15 protein-coding genes are annotated in these 18,894 nt (G+C 70.6%); 8 read left to right on the plus strand and 7 right to left on the minus strand.

Going from position 1 to position 18,894, the window contains the following annotated elements:
- Positions 1-96: 96 nt before the first annotated feature.
- From GF068_RS10990 to GF068_RS11000, 3 genes are all read left to right on the plus strand, one after another.
- Positions 97-552, plus strand: a complete 456-nt coding sequence (locus GF068_RS10990; RefSeq protein ID WP_153819325.1) for a hypothetical protein — start codon at positions 97-99, stop codon at positions 550-552.
- Between the two features lie 110 nt (positions 553-662).
- Positions 663-1,436, plus strand: coding sequence for a phosphocholine cytidylyltransferase family protein (locus tag GF068_RS10995; protein WP_338046323.1), 774 nt, complete (start codon positions 663-665; stop codon positions 1,434-1,436).
- Positions 1,437-1,501: 65 nt separating this feature from the next.
- On the plus strand, positions 1,502-2,224 hold the full coding sequence (locus GF068_RS11000) for an aquaporin (protein ID WP_153819326.1): 723 nt from the start codon (positions 1,502-1,504) through the stop codon (positions 2,222-2,224).
- Here the strand turns inward: GF068_RS11000 and GF068_RS11005 are convergent.
- Together GF068_RS11005 and fusA are read right to left on the minus strand one after the other, a co-directional pair.
- Complete coding sequence (locus GF068_RS11005; RefSeq protein WP_153819327.1) at positions 2,212-3,180, minus strand: potassium channel family protein; 969 nt, start codon at positions 3,178-3,180, stop codon at positions 2,212-2,214. The genes GF068_RS11000 and GF068_RS11005 overlap by 13 nt on opposite strands.
- A 68-nt stretch (positions 3,181-3,248) precedes the next feature.
- Positions 3,249-5,360: an elongation factor G gene (gene fusA, locus GF068_RS11010; protein WP_153819328.1), complete on the minus strand. Its 2,112-nt coding sequence runs from the start codon at positions 5,358-5,360 to the stop codon at positions 3,249-3,251.
- A gap of 209 nt (positions 5,361-5,569) precedes the next feature.
- Between fusA and GF068_RS11015 the strand changes: the two genes are divergently transcribed.
- Positions 5,570-5,902, plus strand: a complete 333-nt coding sequence (locus GF068_RS11015; RefSeq protein ID WP_153819329.1) for a transcriptional regulator — start codon at positions 5,570-5,572, stop codon at positions 5,900-5,902.
- Position 5,903: 1 nt separating this feature from the next.
- Here the strand turns inward: GF068_RS11015 and GF068_RS11020 are convergent, their stop codons facing one another.
- A complete protein-coding gene (locus tag GF068_RS11020) occupies positions 5,904-7,538 on the minus strand; it encodes a helix-hairpin-helix domain-containing protein (protein WP_153819330.1) in 1,635 nt (544 codons plus the stop codon).
- An 86-nt stretch (positions 7,539-7,624) separates the two neighbouring features.
- Here GF068_RS11020 and GF068_RS11025 point away from each other — a divergent pair, with 86 nt between their 5' ends.
- The 3 genes from GF068_RS11025 to GF068_RS44200 all read left to right on the plus strand — a co-directional run bounded on the left by GF068_RS11025 (position 7,625) and on the right by GF068_RS44200 (position 12,034).
- Entirely contained in the window at positions 7,625-8,830 is a 1,206-nt protein-coding gene (locus tag GF068_RS11025; protein WP_338046324.1) for a glycoside hydrolase family 113, read from the plus strand.
- Between the two features lie 63 nt (positions 8,831-8,893).
- A complete protein-coding gene (locus GF068_RS11030) occupies positions 8,894-9,607 on the plus strand; it encodes a hypothetical protein (RefSeq protein WP_153819331.1) in 714 nt (237 codons plus the stop codon).
- Between the two features lie 126 nt (positions 9,608-9,733).
- Positions 9,734-12,034 (plus strand): IPT/TIG domain-containing protein, encoded by a 2,301-nt coding sequence (locus tag GF068_RS44200; RefSeq protein ID WP_206079442.1) that lies wholly within the window; start codon positions 9,734-9,736, stop codon positions 12,032-12,034.
- Between the two features lie 53 nt (positions 12,035-12,087).
- On the opposite strand, the gene GF068_RS11040 is transcribed toward GF068_RS44200, so the two are convergent.
- Complete coding sequence (locus GF068_RS11040; protein WP_153819332.1) at positions 12,088-14,376, minus strand: lytic transglycosylase domain-containing protein; 2,289 nt, start codon at positions 14,374-14,376, stop codon at positions 12,088-12,090.
- Positions 14,377-14,452: 76 nt separating this feature from the next.
- Positions 14,453-15,442 (minus strand): hypothetical protein, encoded by a 990-nt coding sequence (locus GF068_RS11045; protein ID WP_153819333.1) that lies wholly within the window; start codon positions 15,440-15,442, stop codon positions 14,453-14,455.
- Between the two features lie 246 nt (positions 15,443-15,688).
- On the opposite strand from GF068_RS11045, the gene GF068_RS43495 reads away from it, so the two are divergent.
- Positions 15,689-16,306: a cupredoxin domain-containing protein gene (locus GF068_RS43495; protein WP_170319423.1), complete on the plus strand. Its 618-nt coding sequence runs from the start codon at positions 15,689-15,691 to the stop codon at positions 16,304-16,306.
- 553 nt (positions 16,307-16,859) lie between these two features.
- On the opposite strand, the gene GF068_RS11055 is transcribed toward GF068_RS43495, so the two are convergent.
- Entirely contained in the window at positions 16,860-17,366 is a 507-nt protein-coding gene (locus GF068_RS11055; RefSeq protein ID WP_153819334.1) for a nuclear transport factor 2 family protein, read from the minus strand.
- Between the two features lie 78 nt (positions 17,367-17,444).
- Positions 17,445-18,833, minus strand: a complete 1,389-nt coding sequence (locus GF068_RS11060; RefSeq protein ID WP_153819335.1) for a HAMP domain-containing protein — start codon at positions 18,831-18,833, stop codon at positions 17,445-17,447.
- Between the last annotated feature and the right edge of the window lie 61 nt (positions 18,834-18,894).

Here is an 18,894-nt window from a genome sequence, read left to right on the forward strand (position 1 = left end):
TCGTGGTCCCATGCCCCCTGGTTGGCCCCGACGGAGAGCTCTGCTAGCCTCGGCACGTCCTTGTCGAACTCGGGTGTGTACCTGGGAGGAACTCGAATGAAGATGCGATTCTTTGCGATGCTTGGTGCAGTGGCTTGTTTTGCGTTGCCCGCCTGCGTGATCGTCGATGGCAACCCCGGCAGCGGCGGCGCCGGCGGTGACGGCGGCGCGGGTCCGGGCGTCGGCGGCGCCGGCGGCACGGGCGGCATGGGCGGCGCGGGCGGCATGGGTGGCGCGGGTGGCGCGGGCGGCGGCATGACGGTGTGCACCGAGTCCTGCGCCGAGGCCACCACGGACACGACGCTCTCCTTCTGCGACACGGCCGATGGCAAGACCGCGTCCGAGCTCTTCAGCGCGCAGCTCGCCTGCGTCTGCGCGTCGATGGGCACCTGCGAGGCCGTCTGCGCCGAGAGCTACTGCAAGGATCAGGCGCCGAGCGCCGACTGCCTTGCCTGCATGCAGGATCCGGCGCAGTGCGGCCCCGCCGTCAGCGCCTGCGCGAACGACGCCTGATCGGCCACACATCCCCCCATCGCGCGAGCGGCCTGCCGGTCTTCCGGGGCCGCTCGCGGCTTTTTGTGTGGTCACGACGCCGCCCCGAAGGCGTGCTAACGAGCCGCCCCGTGAAGGCCATCATCATCGGCGCGGGCCGCGGCAGCCGCCTCCGCCACCTGACCGAAGAGATCCCGAAGACCCTGGTCCCCGTCCTGGGACGCCCGATGCTCGACGGCATCCTCGAGGCGCTCGCCGCCGGCGGCTTCTCCCGCGAGGACATCATCTTCATCTGCGGCTACAAGGCCGAGGTCATCCAGGCGCGTTACCCCGACCTCACCTACATCGAGAACACGCGCTGGGAGCACAACAACATCCTCGCCTCGCTCCTCTGCGCCCGCGAGCACCTCGCCGAGGGCTTCGTCTCCACGTACGCGGACATCGTCTACCGCCCCCAGATCGTCGCCGACCTGGTGCGCGCGCCCTGGGACATCACGCTCGCCTGCGACACGGACTGGCGAAGGCGCTACCAGGGCCGCTCGCAGCACCCGGAGACCGACGCGGAGAAGATGCGCGCCGAGGACAGGCGGGTCGTGGAGCTGTCGCGGCGGATCGACTCGGAGCGAGCGGCAGGGGAGTTCATCGGCGTGATGAAGCTGTCCGCCGAAGGAGCGCAGCGGTTCGTGCGCGCCCACGACGAGGCGAAGGCTGCGCACCCGGAGGGCGTGTTCCGCGAGGGACGCACGTTCGAGAAGGCGTACTTGATCGACCTGCTCCAGCACATGCTCGAGCGGGGCGAGGTGATGCACCGCGTGGACACCCACGGCGGGTACATGGAGATCGACACCGTCGAGGACGCTTCGCTCGCCGAGTCCTGGTGGGCCGGAGGCCACCCGGCGAGCTGAAATCGCGGGCGGCGGGAACTCCTTTCGCCCTCGGGTTACGCTTGGGGGACGAAGGAGGCGCGGGCATGCGACGAGCTTGGGCCGAGGGGATCGGTACGTTCATCGTGGTCTTCGCGGGCTGCGGCGCGGCGGCGGTGGGAGGGGCGGCGCTCGGGACGATCGGGATCGCGTTCGCGTTCGGGATCGCCTTCGCCGCGGCGGCGCTCGCGCTCGGGCCCTCGAGCGGGGCGCACCTGAACCCGGCCGTGACGGTGGCGGCCGCGCTCGCCGGGCGGCTGCCGGCGCGCGAGGTGTTGCCGTACATCGCGGCGCAGATCGCCGGTGCGACCGCGGGTGTTGGGCTCGCCGTGACGATCGCGCGAGGCAGGCCGGGCGGGGCGCCTCTCGTCCTCGAGGCGCTCGCCGGTGGATTCGGCCGCCACTCGCCGGGGTTTTACGGAGCGAACGCCGCGCTCGCCGTGGAGATCGGGCTCTCGGCGATCCTCGCGTTCGTGCTGCTCGGGTCGACGTCACGCGCGCGCCCGGCGGCGCAGAACACGCTCACAGCGCTCGCGGGTGGGCTCGGCGTCACGCTCGTGCACCTCGTGGGCATGCCCGTGACGGGTCTACCCGCGCATCCGGCGCGCGCGATCGGCGCGGCGTTTTGTGCGGGCGGCGTCGCGCTCGATCAGCTCTGGGTGTTCGTGCTCGGCCCGATCCTCGGCGGCGCGATCGCGGCGATGGCGCTGCGCGTGTCGTTTGCGCCCGAGAGGTCCGTGCTCGAAGAGAAACGAGCTCAACCGAGCTGAAAACGGACGGCCGGCAGATCGACGGCGGCCGTGTCGACGACGAGCGTGTCGCCCGCGTGGACGACGTCACGCGGTCGCACGGGGGAGAAGCTCTCGTCGGGGTGCTTGCGGCGGCTCACGATGCGACAAGGCAAGCGCTCTTCGAGGTCCATCACCGTCGCCTCGGCGCGTGACGCGGACACCGTGACTTCGGCCGTCACGCGCACGACGTCGTCGAGCCGGTACGCGGCGCGCACGCCCTCGTACGTCGCCTGGATCGCGATGAGCGGCGCGGAGAGCGCGCTCGTCGAGAACGACTGATCGAGCCCGAGCGCGCCGCCGACCTTGCCCGCGAGCCTCTGATCGAACATGCGCATCACCACGCGCACGTTCGGGTTCATGCGCTTCGCGTCGAGCGCGATCTCGAGGTTCGCGAGGTCGTCGCTCGTCGCGCACACGACGGCCTTCGCGCGCTTGGCGCCGACCTTCACGAGCAGCTCGTCGCGGCGCGCGTCGCCGATGTGCACGGGGATCCCCTTCTCGCGCACCGCTTCGAGGAAGCCCTTCGTGTCGTTCTGCTCGATCGCCACCACGTCCTCGCCGAGGCGGCAGAGCTCCTCGATCACGCGGTAGCCCACGTGCCCCACGCCGCACACCACGACGTGCCCGCTCATCATGTCGGTCATGATCGAGGTCCACACCTCTCTTCGCGTCGCCAGGTCGAAGAGCGACGCGCCGATCTTGAAGACGCCCTGCGCGAGCAGGAAGAGGCCCGCGAGCGGGGTCAACCAGAAGACGGCGCGCGCGACGGGCGTGTGAGGGAAAGGCTCGGTCGGCTCGAAGACGAGCAACGTCCAGAGCGACCAGACGGTCTCGGTGAAGTCGGGCAACACCTCGCCGCCGCGCCGGAGATCCCAGCGCAGCACGAGCGTGGCGACGATGAGGTAGAGGGCCGCGTAGAGGAGCGGAGGTCCCATGCGCCGCAGGACGTAACCTGCGGCGGCGACGCGGAACCGGAGCGCGCGGAAGCGACGGCGCTTCGAGATCAGTCTTCCTCTTCCGTGACCTTGAAGCCGCTGTCCTTGATGACCTTGTCCTGGATCATCGGCGGGCAGATCGCGAGGTGGTCGACGCTCATCGAGAACGTGCCCTTGCCTTGCGTCATGCTCTTCAGCTTCGACTCGTACTCGAGCACCTCGGAGAGCGGGACGTACGCGTTGACGATCGTCTGATCCTCGACCGTGTCCGTGCCGAGGATGCGGCCGCGGCGGCTGTTGATGTCGCCGATGACGTCACCCGTCGCCACGCTCGGCGCGACGACCTGCATCTTCACGACCGGCTCGAGCAAGACCGCGCCTGCCTGCGCCGCGGCGGCCTTGAAGGCCTTGCTGCCGGCCATCTGGAAGGCCGCGTCGGACGAGTCCACGTCGTGGTACTTGCCGTCGTAGAGGCGCACCTTCACGTCGACCATCGGGAAGCCGGCGAGGAAGCCCTTCGCCATCGACTTCACGATGCCCTTCTCGACCGAAGGGATGAACTGACGCGGGATCGCGCCGCCGACGACCGCGTCCTCGAAGACGAAGCCGCCGCCGCGCTCCACGGGCTCCATGTCGATGTAACAGACGCCGAACTGGCCGTGGCCGCCCGTCTGCTTCTTGTGTTTGCCCTCGACGCCCGCGACGCGCTTCGTGATCGTCTCCTTGTAGGCGATGTGCGGCGCGCCGAGGCGCGCGTCGATGCCCACGCGGCGGCGGATGCGCTCGACCGTGATCTCGAGGTGCAACGAGCCGAGGCCGCTCACCACGAGCTCGCGCGTCGTCTCCTCGATCGACACGCTGAGGCCCGGATCCTCCTCCGTCAGCTTGTAGAGCGCCGTGCTCACCTTGTCCTCGGCGCCCTTGCCCTCGAACTTCACGCCACGCGAGAAGAGCGCGGGCGGCAGCTCCGGCGCCGTGAACAGGAAGGGGTGCTTGTCGTCGCAGAGCGTGTGTCCGCTCAGCGTCGTCTTCAGCTTCGCGAGCGCGACGATGTCGCCCGCCTTCACCTCGTCGACGGCCTTCGCGTCCTTGCCGACGACGTTGAAGATCTTGCCGACCTTCTCAGCGTTGCCCGTCGACGCGTTGAGCATCGAGCTGTCGGGCTTGAGCGTGCCGGAGAGGACACGCGCGAACGAGGTGCGACCCGCGTGGGGATCGATCGACGTCTTGAAGACGAAGACCGCCGTCGGCGCGTCGGTCGAGCTCGGCCGCTCGGCGGCGGCGGGCGCCTGTCCGAGCTTGCCGCCGGGGACCGTGCCCTTCCACATGGAGTGCGCCGTGGGCGGCGGGACGAGCTCCACGATGCCGTCGAGCAGCGCCGCGATGCCGCTCGGCCGCGTGCCGGAGGCGAAGTAGACGGGGACGACCTTGCCCTCGCGCACGGCGTCGCGCAGGCCCTGATCGAGCTCCTCCTGCGTGAGATCACCCTCGGTCAGGTACTTCTCGGTGAGCTCGTCGGTCGTCCCGGCGACGTCGTCGACGAGCCTGCCGCGGCCCGTCTCGAGCGCGCCCGCGAGGTCACCGGACACCGGGCCCGGCGTGATCGCGTTCGGCGCCTCGGGCTTGCCGAGCCACGCCTTCTTCGTGCGCAGCGCGACGACGCCCTGGTAGTCGAGGCCCTCGCCCACGTGGTGCTCCATCACCGCGAGCGGCGCCTTCAGGCGCGCCTTGATCTCGGCGACGACCTCGTCCGGCTGCGCGTTCTCCGCGTCCACCTTCGTCACGACCACGAGGATCGGCAGGCCTTGCGCGCGCGCCCAGGCGAAGACGCGCTCGGTGATCGGCTGCACGCCGTCCTTGCCGCTCACGACGAGGACCGCCGCGTCCACCGCGCCGAGCGCGAGGCGCGTCTCGGCGAGGAAGCTGCCCTCGCCGGGCGTGTCGACGACGTTCACCTTCTTGCCGTTCCAGTGCAGGTAGGCGACGCTCGCTTCGAACGAGCAGGCGTGGTCCTTCTCCTCGGCCGAGTCGTCGAGGATGCTCGACTTGTCGTCCACTTTCCCGAGCTTGGGCGTCGCCTTCGCCACGAAGAGCATGGCCTCGGCGAGCGACGTCTTGCCGGCTCCCTTGTGGCCGATCAGTGCAACGTTGCGAATGTCGCTGGGCGCGGTCGTCGTCATGGTCGATTCCTGTCCGCCCTCGCGCTTGGAGGCCTCGGGCCCCCTCCCCTATTCGCAGGGCGGATCTCCCCTCTACGCCTGTTCGGTCGCTCTTGCCAGGGGGTTTGGGGTCAAAGCAGTACGTGTCCGCGCCTCCGCCTCGCGCGGCATCGAGAGGCCGCCCCAGACGGCCCGGGGCTCGGCTAGCATGGGCCCCGCCCCGCGTTCGCATGCAGCTCGTTCGACTCCTGCTCCAGTTCGCCCTCGGGATCGCCTTGCCCTACGCGGTGCAGCGCTGGGACAAGGGCCGCCTGCCCGAAGAGCGGCGCGCGCGCGCCTGGAACGCGGCGACCTGGGGGGCGGCGGTGTGGTGGTACGGGCCGCTCTCGATGATCGCGTGGGGCTGGGTGACGCGGCGCGAAACGGGCCTCGTCGGCGCCGTGCGGGGCGCCTTCGGGATGGTGCTCGGGGCCGTCGCGTGCCTGCTCGTCGTGCTCGTGTCCCTCGGCGTGGACCTCGCCTTCGCCTGGGCCTTCGGCTTGCCGATCGATCTCGGCGACTGAGTCAGCCGCGCGCGAGGAACGTACGGAGCTCGCCTGCGGAGAGCGTGTTCGCGACGTCCTTCGCCTCGCACCAGCCGCGCCGGGCTTGATCGAGGCCGTAGCGGAGGAGCTCGACCTCCTCGACGTTTCGCGCGTGGCTCGTGAGGGCGAGCCGCGCGCCTGCCTCCTTGACGGCCCGCGCGTAGCCGTCGGCGCCCTGGAGAAAGCGCGCGTCGAGCCCGAGGAGCACGCCGCGCTCGCGGCACGCCTTCGCCACCGCCTCCACGTCGAACTGCCGCGGCTTGCCCGCGCCGAAGGGACGCGCGAGCACGTGGAGGCACCCCGTCTCCACCGCCGCGACGAGCGCCTGCGTGAGCGCTTTTTCAGCGAGGTTCGCCGCGTCGATCTCGCCGATCACGACGTCGACCTCCGCGAGCTCCTCCTCGCTCGCCCCGATCGAACCACCTTCGCCGATCGTCACCACCCTGCCGGCGAACAGCTCCACGCCCGCGTGCTCGCGTGCTCGTTCGATCACGCTCCGCGGCGCGCCGATCACGACCAGCCAGGCGCCGCCCTTCGCCCGCCACGCCGAGGTGATCGCCGCGAGCTCGTCGGCGTCGGGCTTCCCCGCCACGAAATCCCCGCGCAGCTCCGCGCGCTCCACGAGCTTCGGCAGCTTCCCCTCCCGCGCCGCGTCGATCTCGCCGCGATCCTCGCGGATCTCCGGCGGCACCCAGGCGAGCCCCACCGCCTCGAACACGTCCTCCTCGCGCTCGCCCGAGAGGCGTTTGTCCTCCTGGAACACGCCCCACTCGCTGATCTTGAGCTTCTTCCGGACGCCGAGCGTCCGGATCGCGATGTTGTGCGCCTTCGACCCCGTGAAGTAGTGCATCGCCGCGCCGAACGTCTCCTCCGGCACCACGCGCAGATCCACCTGCAGCCCGCTCTTCAGGAGCACGCTCGTCTTCGTGTCGCCGTCCGCGAGCACCTTGTCCGTTTGTGGATCTGCGATGAGCTTCTTCCCGATCGCGACGCTCACGTCCGCTGCGACGAGGATGTCCACGTCGCCCACGTTGTCCCTTCGCCTGCGGTAGCTGCCCGCGACCTCGATCCGCAGCACGCCCGGCACCTCGCGCAGCCGCGCCACGATCGGCTCGACCTGCGCCTCGGCCTCGGCGAGCGAGATCCGCTTCCCTCGCGCCGCGCGCGCCGCGATCCCCTCCAGGATCTGCGCCTCGAGCTTCGGGCCCACGCCCTTCAGCGCGCGCAGCCGCCCTTCACGCGCGGCCTTCTCGAGCTCCTCGATCGTGTCGATCCCGAGACCCTCGTGGATCGCCTTCGCCCGCTTCGGCCCGAGCCCCGGCAGCTCGAGCAGGTGGATCAAGCTCTCCGGCGTGCGTGACTTCAGCTCGTGCAACATCGCGAGCTCCCCCGTCTCCGCGAGCTCGCGGATCTTGCCGGCGAGGTCCTTGCCGATGCCCGGCAGCTCCTCGAGCGAGCCCGGCCCCTTCTCGGGCAACGTGCTCACGGGCGAGGCGAGCGCGGAGACCGTACGCGCGGCCCCGCGGTAAGCGCGGACGCGGAACACGCTCGCGCCCTCGATCTCCAGGAGATCCGCGACCTGATCCAGCGTGCTGCCGATGGTTTCGTTGTCCATGATCTCGATCTTCCTCTCCGCTCGCCTGCTCGCGGCGGAAAGCAAACCACACGTCGGGATTCTCGCGCTATATCCCCTCGCCAAACGTGAGGACCCACCTCGCCGCAGCAAGCCTGTTCGTCCTGGCCGCCTCCGCGACCACGGCCGCTGCCGCTCCCGTCGCTGCGCCCCGCGGCGCCGCGGGCTGGGCCGACGAAGCACGCGGCGGCATCCGCGGCGTCACCATCGGCCCCATCGAGAGCCTCCGCCACCCCGACAAGGGTTACGGCACCCGGGCGAGCGCGCGCGCGATGGACGAGGCCAAGGCGCTCGGCTCCACCTGGATCAGCCTCACGCCGTTCGGCCGGGTCTGGGACCTGAAACCGAGCGGGATTGATCTCACCTTCGAGGCCCCGTTCGAGCAGAACCGCGAGGACGTGCTCCGCGCGATGCATCAAGCGCATGCGCGTGGGCTCAAGGTCTTCCTCGTGCCGCACCTGTGGGTCGAGACCGGCGGCTGGCGCGCGCTCATCGATCCGGGCGACGACGCGGCGTGGGCGCGCTGGGCCGCGGCGTATCGACATTTCCTGCTCACCTGGGCCCGGGTCGCGGCCGAGGGCGGGGCCGAGATGCTGAGCGTCGGCGTCGAGCTCCGGAGCTTCGTCACCACGGGCCGCGCCGCGCTGTTTTACCCCATCCTCGAGGAGGTCCGCCGCGTCTACCCGGGCCTGCTCACCTACTCGGCGAACTGGGACGACGCCGAGGACACGCTCATCTTCGGCGAGCTCGATCTCGTCGGGATCAACGCCTTCTACCCGCTCGCCGACAAGGACGGCGCCGGGCGCGACGAGCTCCACGCGGGTGGTCGCCGGGTGGCCGAGGGGATCGAGCGGCTCGCGGCGGCGTGGGGCAAGCCCGTCGTGCTCACCGAGATCGGGTACACGACCCGCAAGGACCCGGCCGTGCGGCCCTGGGAGTGGCCCGACGGCATGAAAAACGTGACGATCGACGAGGAGGCGCAGGCCCTCGCGTACGAGGCGATCATCGCGCCCTTGCTCGACAGCCGCGCCTGCGCGGGCTTCTTCGTGTGGCGGTATTACGCCGATCCGGACGACGTCTCGCAGGAGTCCGAGTGGGGTTTTTCCCCGCGCGGCAAGCTCGCCGAGCTCGTGCTCCGCGACGCCTTCACCGCGCGCTGGGCCGCCGACGGCCCCTCCTTCCTCGGCGAGAACCTCGGCCGCCACCGCGCCCGCACCCCGGGCCTCCTCGGCTGGGAGCTCTCCCCGCCGCCCGCCTGGCACAGTTCTTTCTAGTCGCCTCCCCAGATACGCCGTCCTCCGCGGAGGACGGCCCATGCTGGCACAGGAGTCGACATCATGATCATTCGCGCCCTTTCTTACGGCTTTTCTGCTCTCGCCTTCGCGGCGCTCTCGGTCGTCGCCTCGGGCTGCGTCTTCGTCAGCGCCGACGGCGGCGGCGGCGGCACCTGCGACGTCGACGGCAAGGTATTCACCGTCGGCGAGTCCTTCCCCTCGGCCGACGGCTGCAACACGTGCACCTGCGAGGCCGACGGCTCCACGGCGTGCACGCGAAAGGCGTGCATCGAGTCGTGCACCTACGACGGCCAGATCTACGAGGTCGGCGACGTCTTCCCCGCGATCGACAGTTGCAATATGTGCACGTGTTCGGCGGACGGCACCATCGCGTGTGACACGCAGGACTGCCCCCACCCCGCGTGCATGTACGAGGGCAAGGGCTACATGCCCGGCGACATGTTCCCCTCGGCCGACGGCTGCAATACGTGCGCCTGCGGCGCAGACGGCACGATCAGTTGCTCCGAAAACGACTGCTCCTGCCTCTACGACGGACAAACCTACCCGGCCGGCGCCTCGTTCCCCTCGACGGACGGCTGCAACACCTGCACCTGCGTCGACAGCGCCGTCGCGTGCACCGAGAAGGCCTGCCTCGCTTGCACCTACAACGGACAAACCTACCAACCGGGAGAATCGTGGCAGGCGAGTGACGGTTGCAACACGTGCACGTGTAGCGAAGATGGTCTCGTGGGATGCACGAAGATCAACTGCCCGTGATCGTCCCGACGATCCCCCGCCGCGCCTCGACGAACCGACCCGCCTCTCCTGAATTGCCTCTTTCATCCTGTCCCGACGCCTGGTAGTGCCCCTCCCAGGCCTAGGGCAGCGATGAGGAGTTATTCCATGCAGCTTCGTTCTCTTTCTGTGGCGGGCGTCCTCGCGGCGCTCGCCGTGGGCGCCGCCGGTTGTAGCGACGATCCGACGACGAACACCACGACGAGCTCGTCGTCGAGCACGGGCGGCGGAGGCGGCCAGGGCGGCACAGGTGGCACAGGCGGCGTCGGCGGAATGGGCGGCGACGGCGGAATGGCCGGCGCCGGCGGTATGGGCGGCGACGGCGGTATGGGCGGCGCCGGGGGAATGGGCGGCGCCGGGGGAATGGGCGGCGCAGGCGGGATGGGCGGCGCCGGAGGGATGGGCGGCGCTGGTGGATCCGGCGGAGGCCTGCCTCCGGCCGAGATCTGCGGCAACACGATGGACGACGACGGCGACGGCGACATCGACTGCGCCGACGCCGACTGCGCGGCGGCGTGCGCCGAGGTCTGCTCGGGCGGCGTGGACGAGGACCTGGACGGCGACGTCGACTGCGCCGACAGCGACTGCGCGATGTCGCCCGCGTGTGGCAACCTCGTCATCAACGAGATCGATTACGACAACTTCAGCGCCGACACGGCCGAGTTCATCGAGATCTACAATGCCGGCGGCGACGTGATGCTCGACGGCACCACGATCTACATCATCAACGGCACGCCGGCCGGCGGAGCGCCGCCCGCGGTCGTCACCTCGTATCCGCTCACGGGGATGCTCGGGGCCGGCAAGTACCTCGTGCTCGCGGCGCCCGGGATGGCCGGCATCGATCCGGGCGCGACGGTCGTGCCGCTCGCCAATGCCTCGGACAACCTCCAGAACGGCGCGCCGGACGGCGTCGCGCTCTTCTACAAGCCCGCCGCGATGCTGCTCGACGGGGTCTCGTACGAAAACGCGACGCCCGCGGGCTCGATCGGGGCGGTGATGATCGAGGGACAAACCGTCTCGCTCGTCGCGGGCACGCCGATCACCGAGATCGACAACCAGCTCGCCTCCTCGCCCACGCGCTCGCTCGTCCGCATGCCGAACGGGCAAAAGACGGCCGACGACGACGCCGACTGGACGGCGACGACGGTGCTCACGCCCGGCGCGCCGAACGCCGTGACGGCCGAGGTCTGCAACGACGGCGTGCTCGACGAGGACGCCGACAACCTCATCGACTGCGCCGACCCGGATTGCTCGATGGAGCCGCAGTGCGTCGAGTCCTGCGCGAACATGATGGACGACGACGGCGACATGATGATCGACTGCGCCGATCCCGACTGCGCCGCCGACCCCGCCTGCAAGGTCCCCGAGCTCTGCGACAACGGGGTCGACGACGACGGCGACATGACCGTCGATTGCGCCGACATGGATTGCTTCGGCCAGGCCTGCGGCGCGAACGGCCTCGTCTGCGAGGCCATGACCATGATGTGCGTCTGTCCGGGCAACGCGGCCGTCGAGCTCTCCTGCGCCGACCTCGTCGACGACGATTGCGACGGCCTCGTCGACTGCGCCGACATGGATTGCGCGGGCAACATGGCCTGCCTCGCCCACAAGGTCACGGCGGTCGATTACGCGGTCATCGCGCACGGCGGCAAGCTCGTCGTCACGGGCAATGGCTTCACGGGCGCGACCTCGGTCAAGATCGGCGGCGTCGAGCAGACGTTCACGGTCGACACGAACACGCAGATCACGATCACGGACGTGCCCGACGCGACGCCGGTCGCGTTGCAGGACCTCGTCGTCACCACGCCGAGCGGCGACACGGCGCCGTTCCAGGTGACCGTGATCCACCTGATCATCAACGAGTTCGACTCGGACCAGGCGAGCACGGACACCGCCGAGTTCGTCGAGATCACGACCGGCGTGCCGAACGTGAGCCTCGCGGGCTACACGCTCGTGCTCTACAATGGCAACGGCGACGTCTCGTACCTGCCCGTGACGGAGCTCAACGGCACGACGGACGCGAATGGCATGCTCCTCGTCGGCAGCCCGATGATGACGCCCGAGCCGACGGTCAAATTCGCGAACAACAGCGTCATGCAAAATGGCCAGGACGCGGTCGCGATTTACCAGGCCCTCCCGGCGTCCTTCCCCGCCGCCACGCCCGTCACGGCGAACGGCCTCATCGATGTGCTCGTGTATTCCACGGGCCAGTCGCCCGACGCCGGCCTGCTCGACGTCCTCATCGGGCCCGCGGGCACGCCGGGCCGCACGCAGGTGAGCGAGGGCTCGGGCGGCGTGCAGGAGACACAATCGATCCAGCGCTGCGGCGACGGCCGCAAGAACGGCGACAAGTTCGCGGTCGGGCAACCCACGCCCGGCGCCGCGAACAACGTCATGGCCTGCCCGTGAGCTGAATCGGACGGGGGGCTCGATCCCGATCGAGCCCCTCCCCGCCGCATCCCTCAATACGCGTCCGCCGGCACCTCGACGTCGCCCGGCATCTCCAGCGGCAGCGGCTGCACCGCCGCGTCGCCGCCTTCCATCCATTGATACCGCGCGAGGTTCCCGAGCACCCGCGCCACGTAGTTACGCGTCTCGTCGTACGGGATCCGCGCGACCCAGAGGTCCGCCTCCGCGTCCACGCCCGGCCGCGTCCAGTTCCCCACCGCCTTCGGCCCCGCGTTGTACGCGGCCACCGCGAGGACCGGGTTCTTCTGGAACGTCTTCAAGAGCTTGCCGATGTAATACGACCCGAGCCGCAGGTTCACGTGGGGGCTCTTGAGCCGCGTGGGCTCGAAGCTCATGCCGACCTCGGCCGCGGCCTTCTCCGCCGTCTTCGGCATGAGCTGCAGGAGGCCCACGGCGAACACCGGCGAGAGCGCCTCCTGATCAAATGCGCTCTCCTGCCGCATCAACGAATGCACGAGCCCGCGCGGCACCTCGTGCTCGGCCTCGAGCTTCCGCACCTCGTCGAGATAAGGCCGCGGATAGAGGCACTCCCAGGCCCAGCGATCGGCCTCGCCCGGGGCGCGCAGCAGCGTCGGCAACCCGACGTGCGCCACGCCCACCCGGTACCGGCGCCGCGCGTGCATGAGCTTGCCGTACATGCCGCAGAGCGCCTCGGCCTCGCGGCCCGCGAAACGCGCCGACGCCTCGCGCTCGAAGGGCACGAGCCGCCCCTCGGCCTCGGCGTCGAGCCCGAGCGAGACCAGGAGCCGCGCCGGATCCGGCAATTCGAGGTCGAGCGGGTTCGCGGGGCGCGCCGCGCCGGGCTCGATGAGGGGCGGCAAGGGCGCGCCTGCGGCCGCGAGGCGCGAGCGGGCCGCGAGGGCGGCGAAGGAGAGCGGGAACGCGCGGGCGACGTCGGTCCAGATCCGCACGGCCTCGTCGCGGTGACCGGCGCGGAAGGCGGCGAGGCCCTCGAGCTCGTGGAGCTTCTGCGCCTCGTCGGCCTTCTTCGCCGCCTTCGCGAGCCGCGCGAGGGTCTTCTGCGCCGTCTTCGCTTGCCCGGCCGAGAGCTGCGCGAGCGCTTGCTCGTACGGGGCGTCCTCGCGGTACATGCCCTTCGGGAAGAGCGCGAGATAACGTGTATAAAGCGGCGCCGCCTCGTCGTAACGGCCGCGGAGCAGGAGATGGCGCGCGGCCTGATAAAGCGCGCGCTCGGCCCAGCTATTTTTCTTGTACTTCGAGGAGAGGTCGAGCCAGCGCTTGATGGCCTCGTCGACCTGCCCGCTGCGGGCGAGCGCCGTCGCCGCCAGGTACATCGCCTCGACCTTGCGCGGGCCGGGCAGCGTCGAGAGCAAGCGGAAGGCCTTCTCGGCCCCCGGATAATCACGCGCCTTGAGCTTCGCCTCGGCGCGCGCGTGCAGCACGTCGAGCAGCGGCAGCGCCTTCTTTTTTTCGAGCTCGTCGAGGACCGGAATCGCCTGGTCGGCGTGGCCGCTCCGGATGAGCCCGAGCGCGCGGGCGAGCTGATCCTTCGGCGCGAGGGATTGCTTCAGGCGCCCGAGCGAGGCCACGGCGGCCTCCCCCTCGGGCAGGCCCGCGGCCTCGACGGCGAGCCAGCGCAGGTCGGCGATCGCGAGCGGCAAGCTGCCCTGGGCCTCGGCGATCCGGGCGCGGGTGGCCCGCAGCGGGGCGTCGTCGGTCTTCTTGCGGGACTTCGCGGCGAGGGCGAGGGCGCGGTCGAGGATCGCGCGCGCCGGGGCGAGCTGCCCGTCCTTCTCCAGCGCCAGCGCGGCGCGCCCGAGGTCGGCGGGCGTGCGCGATTTGCCAAAAAACGCCGCGGCTTCGGCGAAGGGGCCTGCCTCGACCGCGGCCTCGGCGCGCCTGCGCAGGATGTCGTCCGCGAGCAGCGGCAGCTCCTTGTCGAGGCCCGTCAAGAGCTCGACCACGCGGGGGAAATCTCCACGCTCGAGGGCCACGCGGCCCCGCACGTACTTCATCTCGGGCCGCTGCCGCTCGGCCTCGGGCAACGCGTCGAGCTCGGCCTCGGCCTCGTCCCACCGCTCGAGCCGCACGGCGTCGGCCCAGCGCGCGCCCGCCGCGGCCGGCGCGGCGGTGCTGGTGGTCGTCGCCGCGGGCACGGCGGCGGGCGCGGCGGAGGTGGACGCCTGGGCCGACGCGGACGCCGAAGCCCCGGCCTCGGCGCTCGACGTGTTCTCGCCCTGGAGCGGCACCGGGCGCGCGCAGGCGCCGAGCGAGAGCGCCCCGAGCCCGAGCAGACCGATCACCACCCGCCGCGACAGCATCCTCCCCGGAATAGCAGGGGAGCGAGGGGACCCGCAAGAAAGTCCACTCGGTTTTCCTTTCCATTACATGACGAAATCACCCGTTCCCGCGGCCCGCCCCCTCGCTTCCGTGGGCGATCCGCGCCACGGTTTCCCGGTCTTCCTCGAAGAGGAACTCGTCCACCTCCTCGATGGATCCCACCTTCGCGGGGGCGACGCCGAGGCGCAGCGCCGCCGCGCGGGCCACGGCGGCGACGACCGGGTGCGGCGAGCTCGAGAGGCGCAGGAGCTTCGGCGTGACGGCCTCGGCGCCGAGCAGGGCCGCGCAGATCGCCGCGACGGGCCGCGGATCCGCGGCGCCTGGCACGTCCCCCGTGAGCGCGCGGCCGAGCACCGCGGCCGTCTCCGGCCCCGGCGCGCGTAACGAGGCCCTGCGATAATCCCCGGGCGGCAGGAAGAGCCGCGCCGCCCCCTGGCTCGTCGAGCAGAGCTCCTGCGCGTGCCGGAGCAGCAGGCCCACCACGGGCGCGAGCCCGTCCTCGTCGAGCACCTCCGTCCCGTCGAGGTCCGTGGCGAGGGGCCGCGCCGCCTCGTCGGCGTAGGCGTCGAGGTTCACGGTGAGCGACTCCAGGCCCACGGCCCCTGCGGCGTGGCCTGCGAGCACGTCGTGCTCGGTCTCCACCGTCACCACGCTCGACACGATCGCCGGGGTGCCGCCGCGCAGCGTGTGCTTGACGGCGACCTCGACCTTCCGAATGGCGGACCATCGCAGGATGCGCGCCTCGGCGCCCGGGTCGACGATCACGCCCCAGGGCACGATGGCCATGCTGACCTCACGCGCGCCGGAGGGTGGTCGTGGCCGCTGCATCTGCCGCGCGAGGCCGACGGCGAACGCCGCTCCGCCGGCCACGGCGAGCCCGATGGGCAACGAGCCCGCGGTGAGCGACCAGGCCGCCGTCTCCGGCCCGAGCGCGAGCCCGAGGCTCGAGAGCCCCACCGTGCCGGCGGCCAGCGTGAGCGCCCGGAAGCTCGGCCCCGGGACGAGCCACACATACCGAAAATCCGGCGGAGGTGCAGAGCGGAGCACGGCGATAAAGGAAGGGTAAGCTGAACGGGGCCTGGGCGGAAGGCCCGAGGGGACGTTCCATGGCATCCGGGCATCCGGGAAACCTGGTATTGCGACCTGGACACTCGGCGGATCTGGTCATTGTATGTTCCAGCTCCGTCGGGGTCGTGCGTTGGGGGAGACGACAATCAGCGAAGGGTGATAGGCTTCCGACCTGCGTGGATCCGGCATTGCTGGGGCCACGAAAGAAAGGTTGGTAGCTTGAACATGCGAAAGATTGGTTTGCTTCTGGTCGTGGGCGTGATGCTCGCGGCGGGCGCGGGATGCGGCGACGACACGACGGGCAGCGGCGGCACGGGCGGGACGGCCGGCACGGGCGGGACCGGCGGGACCGGCGGGATGGGCGGCTTCGGCGGCGCCGGTGGGACGGGCGGCGCCGGCGGGATGGGCGGTATCGGCGGCGCCGGCGGAGCGGGCGGAATGGGTGGTGCCGGTGGAATGGGTGGCGCCGGTGGTGGGATGGGCGGCATGGGCGGCGCCGGCGGCGGCGGCTCGATGGCGATCAATGATTGCACCGTGGATACGGCCGAGGACCACACGGCCGACGCCTCCGTGACGATCACGACCATGGCCGTCAGCTACGCGCCGGCCTGCGTCCGCATCAAGGCGGGCTCGAGCATCATCTACAACATGAACTTCACGATCCACCCGCTCGTGGGCGGCACCGTGGAGGGGGTCATGAAAAACGAGGACGCGAGCTCGCCGATCCAGAAGACGACCTCCGGGAATAGCGCGACGTTCATGTTCCCGGACAAGGGTACGTTCGGGTATTACTGCGACACGCACGCGCTCACCGGGATGAAGGGGGCGGTCTTCGTCGAGTAGCCGAATCCGGCGTTTCGGGCGGGGCCACCTGCAAACACGCGCGCTCGCCTGACCCTCACCCCCGCTCCCGCCCCAAAAACGGATCCCGCCAGCCGGAGCGCGTCATGGGGAGCCCCCAAAGACACCTCCGACCCTCCGCAGCGCGTCATGGGGAGCCCCCAAAGACACCTCCGCCCAGCCCGAGCGCGTCATGGGGAGCCCCCAAAGACACCTCCGCCCCTCCGCAATGCGTCATGGGGAGCCCCCAAAGTCACCTCCGCCCATCCGCAGCGCGTCATGGGGAGCCCCCAAAGTCACCTCCGACCGGCCGGAGCGCGTCATGGGGAGCCCCCAAAACCAGATCGGGACCGCCGGACCTCTCTTTGGGGCCCCCCCAAAGCAACTTCCCGACGCCCGGACCTCTCTTTGGGGCGCCCCCAAAGCAACTTTCCGACGTCCGGACCTCTCTTTGGGCTGCTCGCGGGTGATGCCGAGCACGCCGGGCGTGCCGAGCGTGACCTCCCGGACCCGCGGAGCACCTTGCCCACGACGGATGTGGCCGAGCGCCCCTCGGTCATTTCCGCGGCGCTGCGATGATCGTGTTGTGAAAGAGCCATTCCAGCCACACGCCCTCACGCTTCACGAAGATTCGTGTGAATCGGAAGTCCTGGCTCGGGACGGGTTTTCCGGCGCGCTCCGCCTCCGCGCGCAGCGTGCCCGTGACCACGGCGATGTCCGGCTTCAAGGACCAGCTCGACGACGTGATTTCGTACGCGCGGAAGACCAGGGTGCCCGCGCGCATGTCGGCGAGCAGCTCCTCCTTGCCCTGGATCATCCCGAATACGTTGTTGTGCACGTGATCCGGGGCGAGCGACCGCTCCAGCGCAGGCACGTCATTGGTGCGATATGCCTTCACGAGCCGCTCGTGCTCCGCGGAGAGCTCGGCCTCCGTGGGCAAGGAATGCCCGAGCGCGGGCGGCGGCTCCGGGCACGGCGCGGAGGCGGGAGGAGGCGCAGCAGCACATCCCGCCGCGAGGAGACACAAGAGCAGGCTTTGGCGAGGAGACCAGCGATGAGGCATGTTTTCCCGCCTCGTACAACGGTCTCCAAGGCAGGACAAGGGTCGGCGAATCACCCCGCGGGCCCGACCGACGGATCGTCAGGAGAGCGGCACCGCGATCAGGACGACCTCCCTGCCCCGCACCTCGACCTTGTACCGCACGGCCTTTCCGTGCTTCTGCGCCATCTGCTTCTCGCTCGACACGATTCGCGCGACGAACGCGTCCTCCGTGATGTGATCCACCGGATCCCCCACGCTCCTCTTCGCGCGGATGTAATCGTCGAAGATCCGCTTGTGATAGGCGGCCTCGTCCTCCGCGCCGAGCGCCGCCCCTTCGCCCCCCGCGCCCGCGTCTTGCGCGAGGGATTCGTCCACGGCGAGCGGCGGCGCCCCGGTCTCGTCGTCCGGCACGCCGAGGAGCTGGCTCAAGAGGCTGTTCACCCGCGCGGCGAGGCCGCCGAGCTCCGGGTGGTCCACCGGCAAACGCAGGTCCGTCCGCCCGTTCATGATCGCGACGAGCCCCTCCTCCATCTCCTCCACGGGCCGCGTGAACGATTGCCCGAGGACCTGCCCCGCGACCGCCACGAGCACGATGCCAAGCGCGATCGCCCCGAGGAACGGAAACAATAACGTCGTCGCCGCCGGCGCGTTCGCCCGCGCCACCACGACCAGCGCCGCCCGCCGCCCGTCACCATATCCGCCGAGCGGTCCCACCTTCACGGCGAAATCAGGCAAGAGCGCCGCCACGTCGACCACCTTGCCCGAACCAAGCGCCTCAAGCGCGCCCGCCGCGAGCTGCTGCTCGTCCACCACCGACCCGAGATCCAGCTTCGACCGCGTGATGACGCGTACGCCCTCCGCGGTCTTGACCTGCAACCACAACGACGCCCCGCTCGTCTGCGCCGCCACCCCGCCGAGCAGGCCGTCGCTCAGCGCCACGCCCATCACGAGCCCGCCGAGCACCTGCCCGTTCTCGTCACGCACAGGCGCCCAGGACACGAGCATCTGCTCGTTCCGCGCCGGCGTCACCCACACGTCCGAGCCCGCCCGCCCCTCGGCGAGCCCCTGCCGGAGCGCCGGGTAAATGCCGCCCAGGTCGTCCCCACGCAAGAACGGCGAGCCGTCCCGGCCAAGCGCCGTGCCCCTGGAATCGACGAGGAGCACGAGCGAAGGCGCGAGCCCGGAGATCGCGGGCGCCTTGCCCGTCGCGCTCTTGATACCGTTCGCCACACCCGTGGCCGCGTCGCTCCTGGCCTGGCTCGTGCCTGCGCGGAAGGGCTCACGCACCTTCGGATCCGCCGCCTGGGAGACGAGCCACCGCTCGACCTCCACGGCCTGGACCCGGAGGACCGCCTCGGCGGCGACCAGCGCGCGGGCCGCGTCGGCCCTCGGCGAGCCCGGATTCAAGGAGGCCCGGGTCAAGGCAAACGCGAGGACCCCCACCACCAGCACGACCACCGTGAAAACGGTAATGATTTTTGCACGCATGAGAGGCCGCGCTCCTTTGCGGGTGGCGGGGTAACGAAGGTACCATCCGCCCGGGCGAGTC

It is taken from the genome of Polyangium spumosum (assembly GCF_009649845.1).
In the GTDB taxonomy this organism is placed as follows: domain Bacteria; phylum Myxococcota_A; class Polyangia; order Polyangiales; family Polyangiaceae; genus Polyangium; species Polyangium spumosum.